The 15,853-nt window shown below is 70.8% G+C and carries 18 protein-coding genes; 14 read left to right on the forward strand and 4 right to left on the reverse strand.

Features of this window, described 5'->3' with window-relative positions; translation table 11 throughout:
* The first annotated feature begins 202 nt into the window (after window positions 1-202).
* From B1H29_RS27740 to B1H29_RS27750, 3 genes are all read left to right on the forward strand, one after another.
* Complete coding sequence (locus B1H29_RS27740; protein WP_167392620.1) at window positions 203-1,189, forward strand: heme o synthase; 987 nt, start codon at window positions 203-205, stop codon at window positions 1,187-1,189.
* Window positions 1,190-1,273: 84 nt separating this feature from the next.
* Complete coding sequence (locus B1H29_RS27745; RefSeq protein ID WP_055416339.1) at window positions 1,274-1,627, forward strand: hypothetical protein; 354 nt, start codon at window positions 1,274-1,276, stop codon at window positions 1,625-1,627.
* Between the two features lie 66 nt (window positions 1,628-1,693).
* Window positions 1,694-2,800 carry an amidohydrolase family protein gene (locus B1H29_RS27750; RefSeq protein WP_055416338.1) on the forward strand — a complete coding sequence of 369 codons (1,107 nt, stop codon included), beginning with the start codon at window positions 1,694-1,696 and terminating at the stop codon, window positions 2,798-2,800.
* A gap of 41 nt (window positions 2,801-2,841) precedes the next feature.
* Here the strand turns inward: B1H29_RS27750 and B1H29_RS27755 are convergent, their stop codons facing one another.
* From B1H29_RS27755 to B1H29_RS27770, 4 genes are all read right to left on the reverse strand, one after another.
* Window positions 2,842-3,864 carry a COX15/CtaA family protein gene (locus tag B1H29_RS27755; protein ID WP_055416337.1) on the reverse strand — a complete coding sequence of 341 codons (1,023 nt, stop codon included), beginning with the start codon at window positions 3,862-3,864 and terminating at the stop codon, window positions 2,842-2,844.
* A gap of 54 nt (window positions 3,865-3,918) precedes the next feature.
* A complete protein-coding gene (locus B1H29_RS27760) occupies window positions 3,919-4,692 on the reverse strand; it encodes an ABC transporter permease (protein ID WP_055416336.1) in 774 nt (257 codons plus the stop codon).
* On the reverse strand, window positions 4,689-5,612 hold the full coding sequence (locus tag B1H29_RS27765; protein ID WP_079160507.1) for an ABC transporter ATP-binding protein: 924 nt from the start codon (window positions 5,610-5,612) through the stop codon (window positions 4,689-4,691). The genes B1H29_RS27760 and B1H29_RS27765 overlap by 4 nt, the downstream gene beginning before the upstream one ends.
* Window positions 5,613-6,197: 585 nt before the next feature.
* Entirely contained in the window at window positions 6,198-6,986 is a 789-nt protein-coding gene (locus B1H29_RS27770; RefSeq protein WP_055416334.1) for an aminoglycoside N(3)-acetyltransferase, read from the reverse strand.
* Window positions 6,987-7,146: 160 nt separating this feature from the next.
* On the opposite strand from B1H29_RS27770, the gene B1H29_RS27775 reads away from it, so the two are divergent.
* The 11 genes from B1H29_RS27775 to dapD all read left to right on the forward strand — a co-directional run bounded on the left by B1H29_RS27775 (window position 7,147) and on the right by dapD (window position 15,797).
* Entirely contained in the window at window positions 7,147-7,905 is a 759-nt protein-coding gene (locus B1H29_RS27775) for a helix-turn-helix transcriptional regulator (protein ID WP_055416333.1), read from the forward strand.
* Window positions 7,902-9,323 (forward strand): Fe-S cluster assembly protein SufB, encoded by a 1,422-nt coding sequence (gene sufB / locus B1H29_RS27780; protein ID WP_003976894.1) that lies wholly within the window; start codon window positions 7,902-7,904, stop codon window positions 9,321-9,323. Before B1H29_RS27775 ends, sufB begins: the two co-directional genes overlap by 4 nt.
* Before the next feature lie 60 nt (window positions 9,324-9,383).
* Complete coding sequence (sufD, locus tag B1H29_RS27785; protein WP_055416332.1) at window positions 9,384-10,568, forward strand: Fe-S cluster assembly protein SufD; 1,185 nt, start codon at window positions 9,384-9,386, stop codon at window positions 10,566-10,568.
* Window positions 10,565-10,882, forward strand: coding sequence for a non-heme iron oxygenase ferredoxin subunit (locus tag B1H29_RS27790; protein WP_003976896.1), 318 nt, complete (start codon window positions 10,565-10,567; stop codon window positions 10,880-10,882). Before sufD ends, B1H29_RS27790 begins: the two co-directional genes overlap by 4 nt.
* Window positions 10,883-10,889: 7 nt before the next feature.
* On the forward strand, window positions 10,890-11,654 hold the full coding sequence (sufC, locus tag B1H29_RS27795; protein WP_055416331.1) for a Fe-S cluster assembly ATPase SufC: 765 nt from the start codon (window positions 10,890-10,892) through the stop codon (window positions 11,652-11,654).
* Entirely contained in the window at window positions 11,651-12,907 is a 1,257-nt protein-coding gene (locus tag B1H29_RS27800; protein ID WP_055416330.1) for a cysteine desulfurase, read from the forward strand. Before sufC ends, B1H29_RS27800 begins: the two co-directional genes overlap by 4 nt.
* A 17-nt stretch (window positions 12,908-12,924) precedes the next feature.
* Window positions 12,925-13,395 carry a Fe-S cluster assembly sulfur transfer protein SufU gene (gene sufU / locus B1H29_RS27805; RefSeq protein WP_055416329.1) on the forward strand — a complete coding sequence of 157 codons (471 nt, stop codon included), beginning with the start codon at window positions 12,925-12,927 and terminating at the stop codon, window positions 13,393-13,395.
* Complete coding sequence (locus B1H29_RS27810) at window positions 13,392-13,724, forward strand: metal-sulfur cluster assembly factor (protein WP_055416328.1); 333 nt, start codon at window positions 13,392-13,394, stop codon at window positions 13,722-13,724. The genes sufU and B1H29_RS27810 overlap by 4 nt, the downstream gene beginning before the upstream one ends.
* Window positions 13,725-13,826: 102 nt before the next feature.
* Window positions 13,827-14,147 (forward strand): DMT family transporter, encoded by a 321-nt coding sequence (locus tag B1H29_RS27815; RefSeq protein WP_055416327.1) that lies wholly within the window; start codon window positions 13,827-13,829, stop codon window positions 14,145-14,147.
* Window positions 14,147-14,686: a TetR/AcrR family transcriptional regulator gene (locus B1H29_RS27820; protein ID WP_055416326.1), complete on the forward strand. Its 540-nt coding sequence runs from the start codon at window positions 14,147-14,149 to the stop codon at window positions 14,684-14,686. The genes B1H29_RS27815 and B1H29_RS27820 overlap by 1 nt, the downstream gene beginning before the upstream one ends.
* A 109-nt stretch (window positions 14,687-14,795) precedes the next feature.
* Window positions 14,796-15,797 carry a 2,3,4,5-tetrahydropyridine-2,6-dicarboxylate N-succinyltransferase gene (gene dapD / locus B1H29_RS27825; protein WP_055416325.1) on the forward strand — a complete coding sequence of 334 codons (1,002 nt, stop codon included), beginning with the start codon at window positions 14,796-14,798 and terminating at the stop codon, window positions 15,795-15,797.
* Window positions 15,798-15,853 lie beyond the last annotated feature (56 nt).

Raw genomic sequence — 15,853 nt, forward strand, 5'->3', positions numbered from 1 at the left:
GTGAAACCGCATTCGGCAAGTGAATACGGAGCCGCTCATCTGACCGCTCAATCGACTGCCCGAACGCACGTCGGAGCACCCCCTTCAACACGAGCCCACCCCCGCGAAGGCCGAGGTACGGGCAACGTCTAAAGTGGCGTGGTACGCGCGAGCCTTTACCGCCACTTCACAGGGAGGGCTCGCTGGGATGTCTCTGTCAGGGGTGTGCGTGACGGCCGTTGAATCCCGTCCTGCGGGTGGGGGTACCTCCCATGCCCTTAAGGCAATGGGGGATATCGGGACGAGCCAGAGCCCGAGTCACCGGCCGTTCGGGGCCCGTGTCAAGGCGTTCGTGGCGCTGACCAAGCCGCGGATCATCGAGCTTCTGCTGATCACCACCGTTCCGGTGATGTTCCTCGCCGAGCAGGGTGTGCCGGACCTGACGCTGGTGCTGCTGACCTGCGTCGGCGGTTACCTGTCGGCCGGCGGCGCCAACGCGCTGAACATGTACATCGACCGCGACATCGACGCGCTGATGGACCGGACCTCGCAGCGACCGCTGGTGACCGGCATGGTCAGTCCGGCCGAATGCCTCGTCTTCGGCATCGCCCTGGCCGTCGTCTCGACGCTGCTGTTCGGCTTCACCGTCAACTGGCTGTCGGCCTGGCTCTCGCTCGGCGCACTCCTCTTCTACGTCGTCGTCTACACGATGATCCTCAAGCGCCGCACCTCGCAGAACATCGTCTGGGGCGGCATCGCCGGCTGTCTGCCGGTGCTCATCGGCTGGTCGGCCGTGACCAACTCGATGTCCTGGGCGCCGGTCATCCTCTTCGGCGTCATGTTCTTCTGGACGCCGCCGCACTACTGGCCGCTGTCCATGAAGGTCAAGGAGGACTACGCGCGCGTCGGCGTGCCGATGCTCCCGGTCATCGCCTCCAACAAGGTCGTCGCCCGGCAGATCGTCATCTACAGCTGGGTGATGGTCGTGGTGTCGCTGCTGCTGCAGCCGCTGGGCTACACCGGCTGGTTCTACACGGCGGTCGCCCTGGCGGCCGGCGGCATGTGGCTGTGGGAGGCGCACGGGCTGCAGAACCGCGCCAAGGCCGAGGTGACGGGCGGCAAGCTCAAGGAGATGCGGCTCTTCCACTGGTCGATCACCTATGTGTCGGTGCTGTTCCTGGCGATCGCGGTGGATCCCTTCCTGCGCTGAGTGCCTCCGGGGCGGGCGGGGGGTGGTCAAGGCCACGTACCCCGCCCGTCGCCGTTTGATCTACCCGTCGGTAGCATCCTGGTCATGGCAGACACGCAGCAGGTTGACACGAAGGCCGGGTGGGCCGAGCGGTGGGCCGAGTACCGGCTGACCCGGCTGACCGGGCGGATCGACGCCTTCTCCAAGGCGCACGGCGGCGCCGAGGCCCAGGTGGCCTACCTCGGCGAGCGCGGCGCCCGGATCGTGCTGGTGGGCGAGGACGGCGCCTGGGGCGACCTGGTGGCGCGCTCCTACGCGACCGCTCAGCAGGCGGTGGAGAGGTCCGGGATCACCGTCCACGAGGAATTCGACGGCGAGTTCGCGGCCAAGGTGGAGACCGGCCCCTACGAGTGGTCGCGCATGGCGGGCATCCAGGTGGGCGGCCCGAGCAACACCTGAGGCGGAGTTCACCCGTTAGGACCGTAGGAAGCCGCGAGGCGCACGGTCCCAGCACGGGGAGTCCGGATGATCGAAACGCCGTCCCTGGTGGATCAGTACTGCCACGGCGTCCTGAGAAAGGAGCTGGGCCTCGGTACATTCGAGGCCCAGTTGGTCCGCACCGAGGGCCCGCCCGCACCGGGCACCACCCTCTTCGACACCCAGACCGGCTTCGCGGTACGCCGCTGGTGCCCGCCCCTGCTCGGCCTGGAACCGCACTGCCCGCCCGCCCGCTACCTGGCCCGTCGCCGCGAACTCGGCGTCCTCGAGTCCGACCGCCGGCTGCTGCGCGGCAGCGGCATCACGACCTACCTGGTCGACACCGGGCTGCCCGGCGATCTCACCGGACCCGAGGAGATGGCATCCGCCGCGGCCGCCGACGCCCACGAGATCGTGCGCCTGGAACTGCTGGCCGAGCAGGTCGCCGACACCTCCGGCACCGTCGAGTCCTTCCTCGCCAACCTCGCGGAGGCCGTACACGGCGCCGCCGCGAACGCCGTGGCCTTCACCTCCGTCGCCGGCGTACGGCACGGTTCGGCGCTCGCACCGGAGCCGCCCGGCCCGGGCGAGGTACGCGGAGCCGCCGCCCGCTGGCTGACGGGACGCGAGGTCGGGGGCGAGCTGAGCGACCCGGTCCTCCTGCGGCACCTGCTGTGGATCGCCCTCGCCTCGGGGCTGCCGCTCCAACTGCACGCGGGGCTCGGCGAGCCGGGCCTGCGCATCGACCACACCGACCCGGTCCTGCTGACCGACTTCGTGCGGGCCACCGCCGGGCTGGGTACCGACCTGGTCCTGCTGCACGGCTACCCGTACCACCGCCACGCCGCCCACCTCGCCGGCGTCTTCCCGCACGTCTACGCCGACTCGGGCGCCGCCCTGGTGCGAGCCGGCGCCCGGGCCGCGACGGTCCTCGCGGAGATCCTTGTGCTGGCCCCCTTCGGCAAGATCCTGTTCTCCAGCGGGGCCCAGGGCCTGCCCGAGCTGCACGTGGTCGCCGCCCGCCTGTTCCGCGAGGCCCTGGGCCGGGTGCTGGGCACCTGGGTGGCCGAGGGGGCGTGGTCCCAGGGGGACGCGCGGCGGGTGGCGGGGATGATCGCGGCGGGGAACGCGGGGCGGGTCTACGGACTGCGCTGAGCGACCCGGGCCGGGCCCGGTGCCGTGGTGCCTGCCCGGAGCTACCGGGGGCCGGCCGTCGCCACGCCAGTGGACTCGTACTCCTGGGCCGGCAGCGCGGGCGCCGTCTCCTCCGGCCGCTCGCGCAGCGCCAGGAACACCCTCAGCGTCGCGATCCACACCAGGCACGAGCCGAACATGTGCAGCCCGACCAGGACCTCGGGGAGGTCGGTGAAGTACTGGACGTAGCCGATGACGCCCTGGGCGAGCAGCACCAGGAACAGGTCGCGGGTGCGCGCCAGGGGACCACCCGGCGCGTCGACGGCCTTCAGTACGAACCACAGGGCGAAGGCCAGTGTCACGACGACCCACGCCAGGACGGCGTGCGCCTTGCTCACCGTCTCCCAGTCGATCGGCATCCGTTCGACCTCGCTGGAGTCGCCCGCGTGCGGGCCCGCGCCGGTGACCACCGTGCCCACCGCGATCAGCAGTGCGGAGACGGCGATCATCACCCACACGAGCTGCTGGACGGACCTGCCGACCAGGGGGCGCGGCGCCGTGTCGCCCTCCCGGGTGCGCTGCCACATCACGGTCGCGACCGCGATCAGCGCGGTCGACAGCAGGAAGTGCGCCGCGACGGTGTACGGGTTGAGGCCGACGAGGACCACGATGCCGCCGAGGATCGCGTTGCCCATCACGATCCAGAACTGCGCCCAGCCCAGCCGCGTCAGGCTGCGCCGGTACGGCTTCTGAGACCGCGCGGCGATGATCGCCCAGCCGACCGCGGCGCACAGCACGTAGGTCAGCAAGCGGTTGCCGAACTCGATGACGCCGTGGAAGCCCATCTCGCTGGTGGTGGTCAGCGAGTCGTCGGTGCACTTGGGCCAGGTCGGGCAGCCGAGGCCCGAGCCGGTCAGGCGCACCGCGCCACCGGTGATCACGATGACCACCGACATGGCGAGCGCGACGAGGGCCGCCCGCTGAACCGTCCGGGGGTCCGGGGTCCAGCGCGCGGCGATGAAGGCGAGCGGGTTGCGCACGGCGGCTGCGGCGTCGGCACGGGTCACGTTTGGCACGCCGTCCATCGTAGGCGCCCGCTTGTGCACGCTTTCACGAGGGTCCGGTCCGGGCCCGCGCGGCTACTCCCAGCGGAAGAACTTCCCGGCCGCCGCGAGCCCCGCGACCGCCCACACGGCGAGGATCCCCATCTCGCCCCAGGGCATCCCGGCCCCGTGCTGGAGCACGTCCCGCAGCCCGTCCGACAGCGCGGAGACCGGCAGCAGCCCCAGCACGCTCTGCGCCGCGTCCGGGAACTCGTCCAGCGGCACGATCACTCCGCCGCCCACGAGCAGCAGCAGGAAGACCAGGTTGGCGGCGGCGAGTGTGGCCTCCGCCCTCAACGTGCCCGCCATGAGCAGCCCGAGCCCCGAGAAGGCGGCCGTACCGAGGACCAGGAGCAGCAGCGCGGCGAACGGGTTGCCGTGCGGAGACCAGCCCAGCGCGAAGGCGATCACGGTCAGCAGGACGATCTGGAACACCTCGGTGACCAGCACGGACACCGTCTTGGCGGTCATCAGTCCCCAGCGCGGCAGCGGCGAGGCGGCCAGCCGCTTCAGCACCCCGTACCGGCGTTCGAAGCCGGTGGCGATGGCCTGTCCGGTGAACGCCGTCGACAGCACGGCGAGCGCGAGAACGCCGGGGGCGAGGAAGTCGACGGCCTCCCCGGCGCCGGTGTCGATGATGTCCACGGTGCTGAACAGGACGAGCAGCAGCGTCGGGATGATCACCGTCAGCAGGAGCTGCTCGCCGTTGCGCAGCAGCATCTTCGTCTCCAGCGCCGCCTGGGCCGCGATCATGCGGCCGAGCGGCGCGGCACCGGGCTTCGGCGTGTACGTGCCGGTGGTCGTCGTCATGAGCGCAGCTCCCTGCCGGTCAGCTCCAAAAAAACGTCCTCCAGGGTGTGCCGTTCCACCGAGATGCGGTCCGGCAGCACGCCGTGCTGGGCGCACCAGGAGGTCACCGTCGCGAGTAGCTGCGGGTCGACCTTGCCGTCGACGCGGTAGGAGCCCGGGGTCGGCTCGGCGGCCGCGGAGTCCGCGGGCAGCGCCTTGAGCAGGGAGGCGACGTCCAGTCCCGGCCGGCCGGAGAACCGCAGGGTGTTCTCGGCGCCACCGCGGCACAGCTCCTCGGGGGAGCCCTGCGCGATGACCCGTCCGGCGTCGATGATGGCGACGTCGTCGGCGAGCTGCTCGGCCTCGTCCATGTGGTGGGTGGTGAGGATGACGGACACGCCGTCGGTGCGCAGATCCCGGACCAGGTCCCAGGTGGCGCGGCGGGCCTGCGGGTCCAGGCCGGCGGTCGGCTCGTCCAGGAACACCAGCTCGGGACGGCCGACCACGGCCATCGCGAGGGCGAGGCGCTGCTGCTGGCCGCCGGAGAGCCTGCGGTACGTCGTCCGGCCGCACGAACCGAGTCCCAGCCGCTCGATCAGCGCGTCGACGTCCAGCGGGTGGGCGTGCAGTCTCGCCACGTGGCGCAGCATCTCGTCCGCGCGGGCGCCGGAGTAGACGCCGCCGGACTGGAGCATCACGCCGATCCGGGTCCGCAGCTCGGAGCCCTGCCCCACCGGGTCGAGGCCCAGCACGCGCACCGTGCCGGAGTCCGGGGTGCGGTACCCCTCGCAGGTCTCGACCGTGGTCGTCTTGCCCGCCCCGTTGGGGCCGAGCACGGCGGTGACACCCGCCCGGGCCGCCAGGTCGAGGCCGTCCACCGCGGTCTTCGTGCCGTACCGCTTCACCAGGGCCTGGACCTGGACCACGGGCTCGCTTCGCATGGGTCACGAGTCTAGGTACGCGGGCCGGGGCCCGGGCGCGGGGGTGCGGGAACTCCTCCGCGGGGGTGGCGGTACGGGGCGCACGGCAGGGGCGGGCGGTCGTCGCGTACGGGGCCGGCGTACGGCGCGCGGGACGGCTTCCGCGGGTGTGTGGCGTGCGGGACGGCTTCCGCGGGTGTGTGGCGTGCGGGACGGCTTCCGCGGGTGTGTGGCGTGCGGGACGGTTTCCGCGGGTGTGTGGCGTGCGGGACGGCTTCCGCGGGTGTGTGGCGTGCGGGACGGCTTCCGCGGGTGTGTGGCGTGCGGGACCGCTTCCGCGGGTGTGTGGCGCGCGGGACCGCTCCCGCCGGTGACCGCCCGAGCGGGACCGCCGGACCGCCCCCGCGCGGGCGGTCACGGGGACGGCGTACGGCGCTCCCGGGCCCGCCCGCGCGGGTTCGGCACCCGGGCGGTGCTTTGCGGAGGCCGTGCGGGTCCCGCGGGTCCGTGCGCGGTCGTTCACGGGACCGGTCACGCGAACGGCGTACGGCCCGGCCACGGTCCTCCGCTCGCGCCGCTACTCAGGGACCCTGGGCACCCGCACCGTCACTCGCGGGGCCGGTGCACCGGCAGCCACCGCTCCGCGTAGGCGACCGCGTCCGCCAGCGGGAACAGCCGCGTGACGGCGGCGCCGACCCGGCCCCGCACGACGGGCCGGTCCCGTTCGAAGTCCTGGCCCAGCTCGTCGAACCGGTCCGAGGTGATCGACACCTCGGTCACCCGCTCCCAGCCCACCGCACCCGGACGGCCCACCTCCACCAGCGGGGACGGGATCCGGTACTCGGCGAGGTGGAAGGCCGTGCAGGCCTCGAAGCCCGCGCCGAGCAGCAGCACCCGCGCCGCCAGCCGTTCCAGGACCGCCAGGGGACTGCGCTCGCCCAGCCGGCAGTCGGGCGCGTGGCCGGCGACCACCTCGGCGGCGCGTGCGCCGAGGGCCGCGAAGGACGTCTGCGGGTGGGCGCTGCGCAGGGCGCCCGGCCAGGTGCGCACGGTCTCGGGGACCACCCCGACCCCGCGTGAGGGCGTGATCAGCGGGTCGTAGGCGGGCATCGCGGCGCGGACGGTGTCCCACCACTCCTCGGGCACCGGCGGGCTCCGCCACAGGGCCGGGTCGGAGAGGTCGCCGGTCTGGGTGGGGACCACCAGGGTGCCGTCCGGGCCGAGCGCGTCGAGCAGCCCCTGGACGACCGCGACGGGGCCTCCGCAGACCCAGCCGAGGGAGCTGAGGGAGGAGTGCACGAGGAGGGTGTCGTCGGACCGCACACCCAGCTCGCGCAGCCCGGCGGCGATGGTCCCGCGGGTGACGAGTGGGCCGGTGGGAGGCGGTGTGGGCATGCCGGGGAGTGTCCCGCAGGCTTGCCCGGGACGCCACCGGATTGATCGATCAAAGATCGTTTTCGCAGGTCAGATTAGGTAAACCTAAGTGACGCAGGGCACCGTGCGAAGATCCGGACCCGGCTTGCCCGCCCCGGAGGAATTACGCAACAATGGCGTTGTGAAAAACGTTGGCGAGGCTCCGCAGGAGGAACTCGCGACCGGTGAGCGGTCCACCCGCAACCGTGTCGCGCGCTCCATCCTGGACCACGGGCCGTCGACCGTCGCCGAGCTCGCCGGGCGTCTGGGCCTCACCCAGGCCGCCGTCCGGCGCCACCTCGACGCGCTGGTCGCCGACGACGTGGTCGAAGCCCGTGAGCAGCGGGTCTACGGCACGCGCACGCGCGGGCGGCCCGCCAAGGTCTTCGCGCTCACCGACTGCGGCCGGGACGCCTTCGACCAGTCGTACGACCAACTGGCCGCGGACGCCCTGCGCTGGATCGGCCGGCAGGAGGGCGGGGAGCAGGCGATCGCCGCTTTCGCCCGCGCCCGGATCGCCGCCCAGGCGGGCGCGTACCGCAAGGCGGTCGAGTCCGCCGCCCCCGACAAGCGCACAGAAGCACTGGCCAAAGCCCTCAGCGCGGACGGGTACGCTGCTACCGCGCGGAGCGCACCCCACCCCCAGCAGGGCGAGCAGCTCTGCCAGCACCACTGCCCGGTCGCCCACGTCGCAGAGCAGTTTCCGCAACTGTGCGAGGCGGAGACGGAATTTTTCGCCGAGCTGCTCGGTACGCATGTACAGCGGCTCGCGACCATCGCGCACGGCGACGGGGTCTGCACCACGTTCATTCCGAAGACTTCGCACGCGCCGCCCACGGCGCAGGCGCCCACGAACACCGCTAACGCATCCGCAAGCACGGCCGGGAGGAACCCCGCATGACTCTCCCCACGGAGACTGCTCACCCTGAGCTCGAGGGCCTGGGCAAGTACGAATACGGCTGGGCCGACTCCGACACGGCCGGCGCCTCTGCCAAGCGCGGCATCAACGAGGACGTCGTCCGCGACATCTCCGCGAAGAAGAACGAGCCGGAGTGGATGACCAAGCTCCGCCTCAAGGGCCTGCGCCTCTTCGAGAAGAAGCCCATGCCGAACTGGGGCTCGGACCTGTCGGGCATCGACTTCGACAACATCAAGTACTTCGTGCGCTCCACGGAGAAGCAGGCGGAGTCCTGGGAGGACCTGCCCGAGGACATCAAGAACACGTACGACAAGCTCGGCATCCCCGAGGCGGAGAAGCAGCGCCTCGTCGCCGGTGTCGCGGCCCAGTACGAGTCGGAGGTCGTCTACCACCAGATCCGTGAGGACCTGGAGGAGCAGGGCGTCATCTTCCTGGACACCGACACGGCGCTGAAGGAGCACCCGGAGCTCTTCAAGGAGTACTTCGGGACCGTCATCCCCGTCGGTGACAACAAGTTCGCGTCGCTGAACAGCGCGGTGTGGTCCGGCGGCTCCTTCATCTACGTGCCGAAGGGCGTGCACGTCGAGATCCCGCTCCAGGCCTACTTCCGTATCAACACGGAGAACATGGGCCAGTTCGAGCGGACCCTGATCATCGTCGACGAGGGCGCCTACGTGCACTACGTCGAGGGCTGCACCGCCCCGATCTACAAGTCGGACTCGCTGCACTCCGCGGTCGTCGAGATCATCGTCAAGAAGAACGCCCGCTGCCGCTACACGACCATCCAGAACTGGTCGAACAACGTCTACAACCTGGTCACCAAGCGCGCCGTGGCCTACGAGGGCGCGACCATGGAGTGGATCGACGGCAACATCGGCTCCAAGGTGACGATGAAGTACCCGGCCGTCTACCTGATGGGCGAGCACGCCAAGGGCGAGACCCTGTCCATCGCCTTCGCGGGCGAGGGCCAGCACCAGGACGCCGGCTCCAAGATGGTCCACATGGCGCCGAACACCTCCTCCAACATCGTCTCGAAGTCCGTGGCGCGCGGCGGCGGCCGTACGTCCTACCGCGGTCTCGTCGAGATCGGCGAGGGCGCCCACGGCTCCAAGTCGAACGTGCTCTGCGACGCGCTGCTCGTCGACACGATCTCCCGCTCCGACACGTACCCGTACGTGGACGTCCGAGAGGACGACGTGTCCATGGGCCACGAGGCGACCGTCTCCAAGGTCTCCGAGGACCAGCTCTTCTACCTGATGAGCCGCGGTCTGAGCGAGTTCGAGGCGATGGCGATGATCGTGCGCGGCTTCGTCGAGCCGATCGCCAAGGAGCTGCCGATGGAGTACGCCCTCGAGCTCAACCGGCTGATCGAGCTGCAGATGGAAGGCGCGGTCGGTTAAGACCCGCCGCCCGAAGCAGTCGCCAGATTTCTGACGTAGGAAGAGAGCAGACCGACAGCCATGGCTGAGGCTCAGAACATCCCCGTGGGGTCCACCACCGCGGGCCAGATCGCGGTGGCCGCCGAGTCGACCGTCGCCACGCGCATGAGCGCACCCGCGTCCTTCGACGTGGCGGACTTCCCGGTCCCCCACGGCCGCGAGGAGGAGTGGCGGTTCACGCCGCTGGAGCGGCTGCGGGGGCTGCACGACGGCACCGCGGTCGCCACCGGCGACGGCGTGAAGGTCGACATCGACGCGCCCGAGGGCGTCGTCGTCGAGACCGTCGGCCGCGGTGACGCGCGCATCGGCAGGGCGGGCACCCCGGTGGACCGGGTCGCCGCCCAGGCCTACTCGGCGTTCGAGAAGGCGGGTGTGATCACCGTCCCCAAGGAGACGGTCCTCACCGAGCCGATCCGCATCGCCGTGCACGGCGAGGGCGGCACCGCCTACGCCCACCAGGTCGTCGAGCTGGGTGCCTTCGCCGAGGCCGTGGTCGTCATCGACCACACCGGTGACGCGGTGCTCGCCGCCAACGTCGACTACGTCCTGGGCGACGGCGCCAAGCTGACCGTCGTCTCCGTCCAGGACTGGGACGACAAGGCGGTGCACGTCGGCCAGCACAACGCGCTGATCGGCCGGGACGCCGGCTTCAAGTCGTTCGTGGTCACCTTCGGCGGCGACCTCGTCCGGCTGCACCCGCGCGTCGCCTACGCCGGACCCGGCGGCGAGGCCGAGCTGTTCGGTCTGTACTTCACCGACCAGGGCCAGCACCAGGAGCACCGCCTCCTGGTCGACCACAACGTCCCGCACTGCAAGTCCAACGTCGTCTACAAGGGCGCGCTGCAGGGCGACGACGCGCACGCGGTCTGGATCGGCGACGTGCTCATCGAGGCCAAGGCCGAGGGCACCGACACCTACGAGATGAACCGCAACCTCGTCCTCACGGACGGCGCGCGGGTCGACTCCGTGCCGAACCTGGAGATCGAGACCGGTGAGATCGTCGGCGCCGGTCACGCCTCCGCCACCGGCCGCTTCGACGACGAGCAGCTCTTCTACCTGATGGCGCGCGGCATCCCCGAGATCGACGCCCGCCGCCTGGTGGTCCGCGGCTTCTTCGCCGAGCTGGTCCAGCAGATCGGCGTCGCGGACATCGAGGAGCGTCTGCTCGCCAAGATCGACGAGGAGCTGGAGGCGTCGGTCGCATGACCTTCGTACGCGTCTGTGGAGCGGACGAGCTGGAGGAGGACACCCCGAAGCGGGTGGAACTCGACGGCACGCCGATCTCCGTCGTGCGGACCGAGGGCGAGCTGTTCGCGATCCACGACATCTGCTCGCACGCCAACGTCTCCCTCGCCGAGGGCGAGGTCGACGACTGCCACATCGAGTGCTGGCTGCACGGCTCGCGCTTCGACCTCCGTTCCGGCAAGCCCGACAGTCTTCCGGCGACGCGCCCCGTCCCCGTATACCCCGTAAAGATCGAAGGGGACGACGTGCTCGTCTCCCTCACCCAGGAGTCCTGAGGCACCCATGGCAACGCTTGAAATCCGAGACCTGCACGTCACCGTCGAGGCCGACAACGCCACGAAGGAGATCCTCAAGGGCGTCGATCTCACCGTGAAGCAGGGCGAGACGCACGCCATCATGGGCCCCAACGGCTCCGGCAAGTCGACCCTCGCCTACTCCCTTGCGGGTCACCCCAAGTACACGATCACCGGCGGCACCGTCACCCTGGACGGCGAGGACGTCCTGGAGATGTCCGTCGACGAGCGCGCCCGCGCCGGCCTCTTCCTGGCGATGCAGTACCCGGTCGAGGTCCCCGGCGTCTCGGTCTCCAACTTCCTGCGCACCTCCGCCACCGCCGTCCGCGGCGAGGCCCCCAAGCTGCGGCACTGGGTGAAGGAGGTCAAGGAGACCATGGAGCGCCTCAACATGGACCCCGCCTTCGCCGAGCGCAACGTCAACGAGGGCTTCTCCGGCGGTGAGAAGAAGCGCCACGAGATCCTCCAGCTCGAGCTGCTCAAGCCGAAGATCGCGATCCTCGACGAGACCGACTCGGGCCTCGACGTCGACGCCCTGCGCGTCGTCTCCGAGGGCGTCAACCGCGTCCACGAGTCGGGGCAGGTCGGCACGCTGCTGATCACCCACTACACGCGCATCCTGCGCTACATCAAGCCCGACCACGTCCACGTCTTCGCGAACGGCCGCATCGCCGAGTCGGGCGGCCCCGAGCTGGCCGACAAGCTGGAGGCCGAGGGCTACGAGGCATACACGAAGGGCGGCGCATCCGAGTGACACAGTTGCCGGGCCTCCTCGACACCGAGGCGATCCGCAAGGACTTCCCCATCCTGGACCGTCAGGTCCACGACGGCCGGAAGCTCGTCTACCTGGACAACGCGGCGACCTCGCAGAAGCCGCGCCAGGTGCTGGACGCGCTCAGCGAGTACTACGAGCGCTACAACGCCAACGTCCACCGTGGCGTGCACGTCCTCGCCGAGGAGGCCACGGCACTGTACGAGGGCGCGCGGGACAAGGTCGCGGAGTTCATCAACGCGCCCTCCCGCGACGAGGTGATCTTCACCAAGAACGCCTCGGAGTCCCTCAACCTCGTCGCGAACATGCTGGGCTGGGCCGACGACCCCTACCGTGTGGACGCCGACACCGAGATCGTCATCACGGAGATGGAGCACCACTCCAACATCGTGCCGTGGCAGTTGCTCGCGCAGCGCACCGGTGCGAAGCTCCGCTGGTTCGGCCTCACGGACGACGGCCGCCTGGACCTCTCGAACATCGAGGAGGTCATCACGGAGAAGACGAAGATCGTCTCCTTCGTGCTGGTCTCCAACATCCTGGGCACCCACAACCCGGTCGAGGCGATCGTGCGCCGTGCTCAGGAGGTCGGTGCGCTCGTCTGCATCGACGCCTCCCAGGCCGCGCCGCACATGCCGATGGACGTACAGGCCCTCCAGGCCGACTTCGTGGCCTTCACCGGCCACAAGATGTGCGGCCCGACGGGCATCGGCGTCCTGTGGGGCCGCCAGGAGCTGCTGGAGGACCTCCCGCCGTTCCTCGGCGGCGGCGAGATGATCGAGACGGTCTCGATGCACTCCTCGACCTACGCACCGGCGCCCCACAAGTTCGAGGCCGGCACGCCTCCGGTCGCGCAGGCGGTCGGTCTGGGCGCGGCGATCGACTACCTCAACTCGATCGGCATGGACAAGGTCCTGGCCCACGAGCACGCGCTCACCGAGTACGCGGTGAAGCGGCTGCTGGAGGTGCCCGACCTGCGCATCATCGGCCCGACGACGGCCGAGGAGCGCGGCGCGGCGATCAGCTTCGCGCTCGGCGACATCCACCCGCACGACGTGGGCCAGGTCCTCGACGAGCAGGGCATAGCGGTCCGGGTCGGCCACCACTGCGCCCGCCCCGTCTGCCTGCGCTACGGAATTCCTGCGACCACGCGAGCGTCGTTCTATCTGTACTCCACGCCGGCCGAGATCGACGCGCTGGTCGACGGCTTGGAGCACGTACGGAACTTCTTCGGCTGACGGGACGAGCGACGAGCATGAAGCTGGACTCCATGTACCAGGAAGTCATCCTGGACCACTACAAGAACCCGCACGGGCGTGGTCTGAGGGACGGCGACGCCGAGGTGCACCACGTCAATCCGACATGCGGCGACGAGATCACGCTGCGCGTGAAGTACGACGGCACGACGATCAGCGACGTCAGTTACGAGGGCCAGGGCTGCTCGATCAGCCAGGCGAGCGCCTCGGTGCTGAACGACCTGCTGGTCGGCAAGGACCTCGCCCAGGCGCAGCGGATCCAGGAGACCTTCCTGGAGCTGATGCAGTCCAAGGGCAGGATCGAGCCGGACGACGCGATGGAGGAGATCCTGGAGGACGCGGTCGCGTTCGCCGGGGTCTCGAAGTACCCGGCCCGGGTCAAGTGCGCCCTGCTGAGCTGGATGGCCTGGAAGGACGCGACGGCCCAGGCACTGGACGGCGCCGACGCCGAGAAGGAGACGACGGCATGAGCGAGACCGTGGAAATGAAGCCGGCCTCGGAAGAGGAGGTCCGCGAGGCGCTGCTGGACGTCGTGGACCCCGAGCTGGGCATCGACGTCGTCAACCTGGGCCTGATCTACGGCGTCCACATCGACGACGCGAACATCGCGACCATCGACATGACCCTGACGTCGGCGGCCTGTCCGCTGACGGACGTGATCGAGGACCAGGCCAAGTCCGCCACGGACGGCATCGTCAACGAGCTGCGCATCAACTGGGTCTGGATGCCGCCGTGGGGCCCGGACAAGATCACGGACGACGGCCGCGAGCAGTTGCGCGCGCTCGGGTTCAACGTCTGAGCACACCCCGCACCACTGCACGGAAACGGCGACGCCCATCGGGCGCCGCCGTTCTCCGTTTTCCGAGTCCGCACCCGGGCGCCGTTATGTACGCTAGTACACATGGGATATCTGCTCCTGGCCGGAGCCATCGCCGCCGAGGTCGCCGGCACCACCGCCATGAAGTACAGCGAGGGGTTCAGCAGGCTGGGGCCCTCACTGCTGACGGCACTCGCGTACGTGCTGTCCTTCGCGCTGCTCGCCCAGACCCTGAAGGTCCTCGCCGTGGGCACGGCGTACGCCATCTGGGCCGGCGTGGGCACGGCCGCCATCGCCGCGATCGGAGTGATGTTCATGGGTGAGGGGATGACCGTGACCAAGGCCGCCGGCATCGCACTGATCATCATCGGCGTGGTGGTCCTGAACCTGGGCGGCGCGCACTGATGTCCCGGCGCTACGATCCCGAGCGACGCCAGCGCATCATCGACGCGGCGATCCGGGTGGTCGGGCGCAAGGGCATCGCCGGCCTCAGCCACCGCACCGTCGCCGCCGAGGCGGACGTGCCCCTCGGCTCGACGACGTATCACTTCGCGACCCTGGACGAGCTCCTGGTCGCCGCCCTGCGCCAGGCCAACGAGGGCTTCGCGAAGGTGGTCGCCGCGCACCCCGCCCTGTCCGACCCCGACGCCGACGTGCCCGCCGAACTCGCCCGCGTCCTCGGCGAGTGGCTGGCCGGCGACCGCAACGGCGTGGAGCTGGAGTACGAGCTGTACCTGGCCGCCCTGCGCCGCCCCGCCCTGCGCCCGGTCGCCGCGGAGTGGGCCGAGGACGTCGCGGCCCTCCTCGCGTCCCGCACCGACCCGGCGACGGCCCGGGCGCTGGTCGCCCTGCTGGACGGCATCTGCCTCCAGGTGCTGCTGACGGGGGTGCCGTACGACGAGGGGTTCGCGAGGGAGGCGCTGGGGCGGGTACTGGGCCGGTGACCGGGGCGAACCTCGCGGGCGGTGCCGGAGCGGGCCCGCAGCGCCCGGCACGCGAGACGGCCGCGGGGTCGGCTCGCTTCCGCGGGCGACGGCCGGTTAGGTTGCCCTCATGACCGACACGACTGCTCCCCGCACCACCGGCGCCGTGGCCGCCGGCCTCGCCACGATCGCCGCCGACGGCACCGTTCTCGACACCTGGTTCCCCGCCCCCGAACTCGTCGCCGCGACTGCCGATGGCCCTGGCCCGTCCGGCACCGAGCGGCTCACGGCCGAACAGGCCGCCGAACTCCTCGGCGGCGGCGCGACCGCGGCGGTCGGTCCGGACGCCCGGCGCGGCGTCGAGGTGGTCGCGGTCCGCACGGTCATCGCCTCGCTGGACGAGAAGCCGGTCGACACCCACGACGTCTACCTGCGCCTGCACCTGCTCTCCCACCGCCTGGTCGAGCCGCACGGCCAGAACCTGGACGGCATCTTCGCCCACCTCGCCAACGTCGCCTGGACCTCGCTGGGTCCGGTCGCCGTCGACGACATCGAGAAGGTCCGCCTCAACGCCCGCGCCGAGGGCCTGCACCTCCAGGTGACCTCGGTCGACAAGTTCCCGCGCATGACGGACTACGTCGCCCCCAAGGGCGTCCGCATCGCCGACGCCGACCGCGTGCGGCTCGGCGCGCACCTCTCCGCGGGCACCACGGTCATGCACGAGGGCTTCGTCAACTTCAACGCGGGCACGCTCGGCACCTCGATGGTCGAGGGACGCATCTCCGCGGGCGTCGTCGTCGGCGACGGCTCCGACATCGGCGGCGGCGCCTCCACCATGGGCACCCTCTCCGGTGGCGGCAACGTGCGCATCACCATCGGCGAGCGCTGCCTGGTCGGCGCCGAGGCGGGCGTGGGCATCGCGCTCGGCGACGAGTGCGTGGTCGAGGCCGGCCTCTACGTCACCGCCGGCACCCGCGTGACGATGCCCGACGGCCAGATCGTCAAGGCCCGGGAGCTCTCCGGCGCCTCCAACATCCTCTTCCGCCGCAACTCGGTCACGGGAACGGTCGAGGCCCGCCCGAACAACGCGGTGTGGGGCGGCCTGAACGACGTCCTGCACAGCCACAACTGACGCCACGGCCGGTCGCCGAGCCGTCCTCCCGGCGTGCCCCTGCCGGGCCCGCCGGG

Origin of the sequence: Streptomyces pactum (genome assembly GCF_002005225.1) — a bacterium.
GTDB classification, from domain to species: domain Bacteria; phylum Actinomycetota; class Actinomycetes; order Streptomycetales; family Streptomycetaceae; genus Streptomyces; species Streptomyces pactum_A.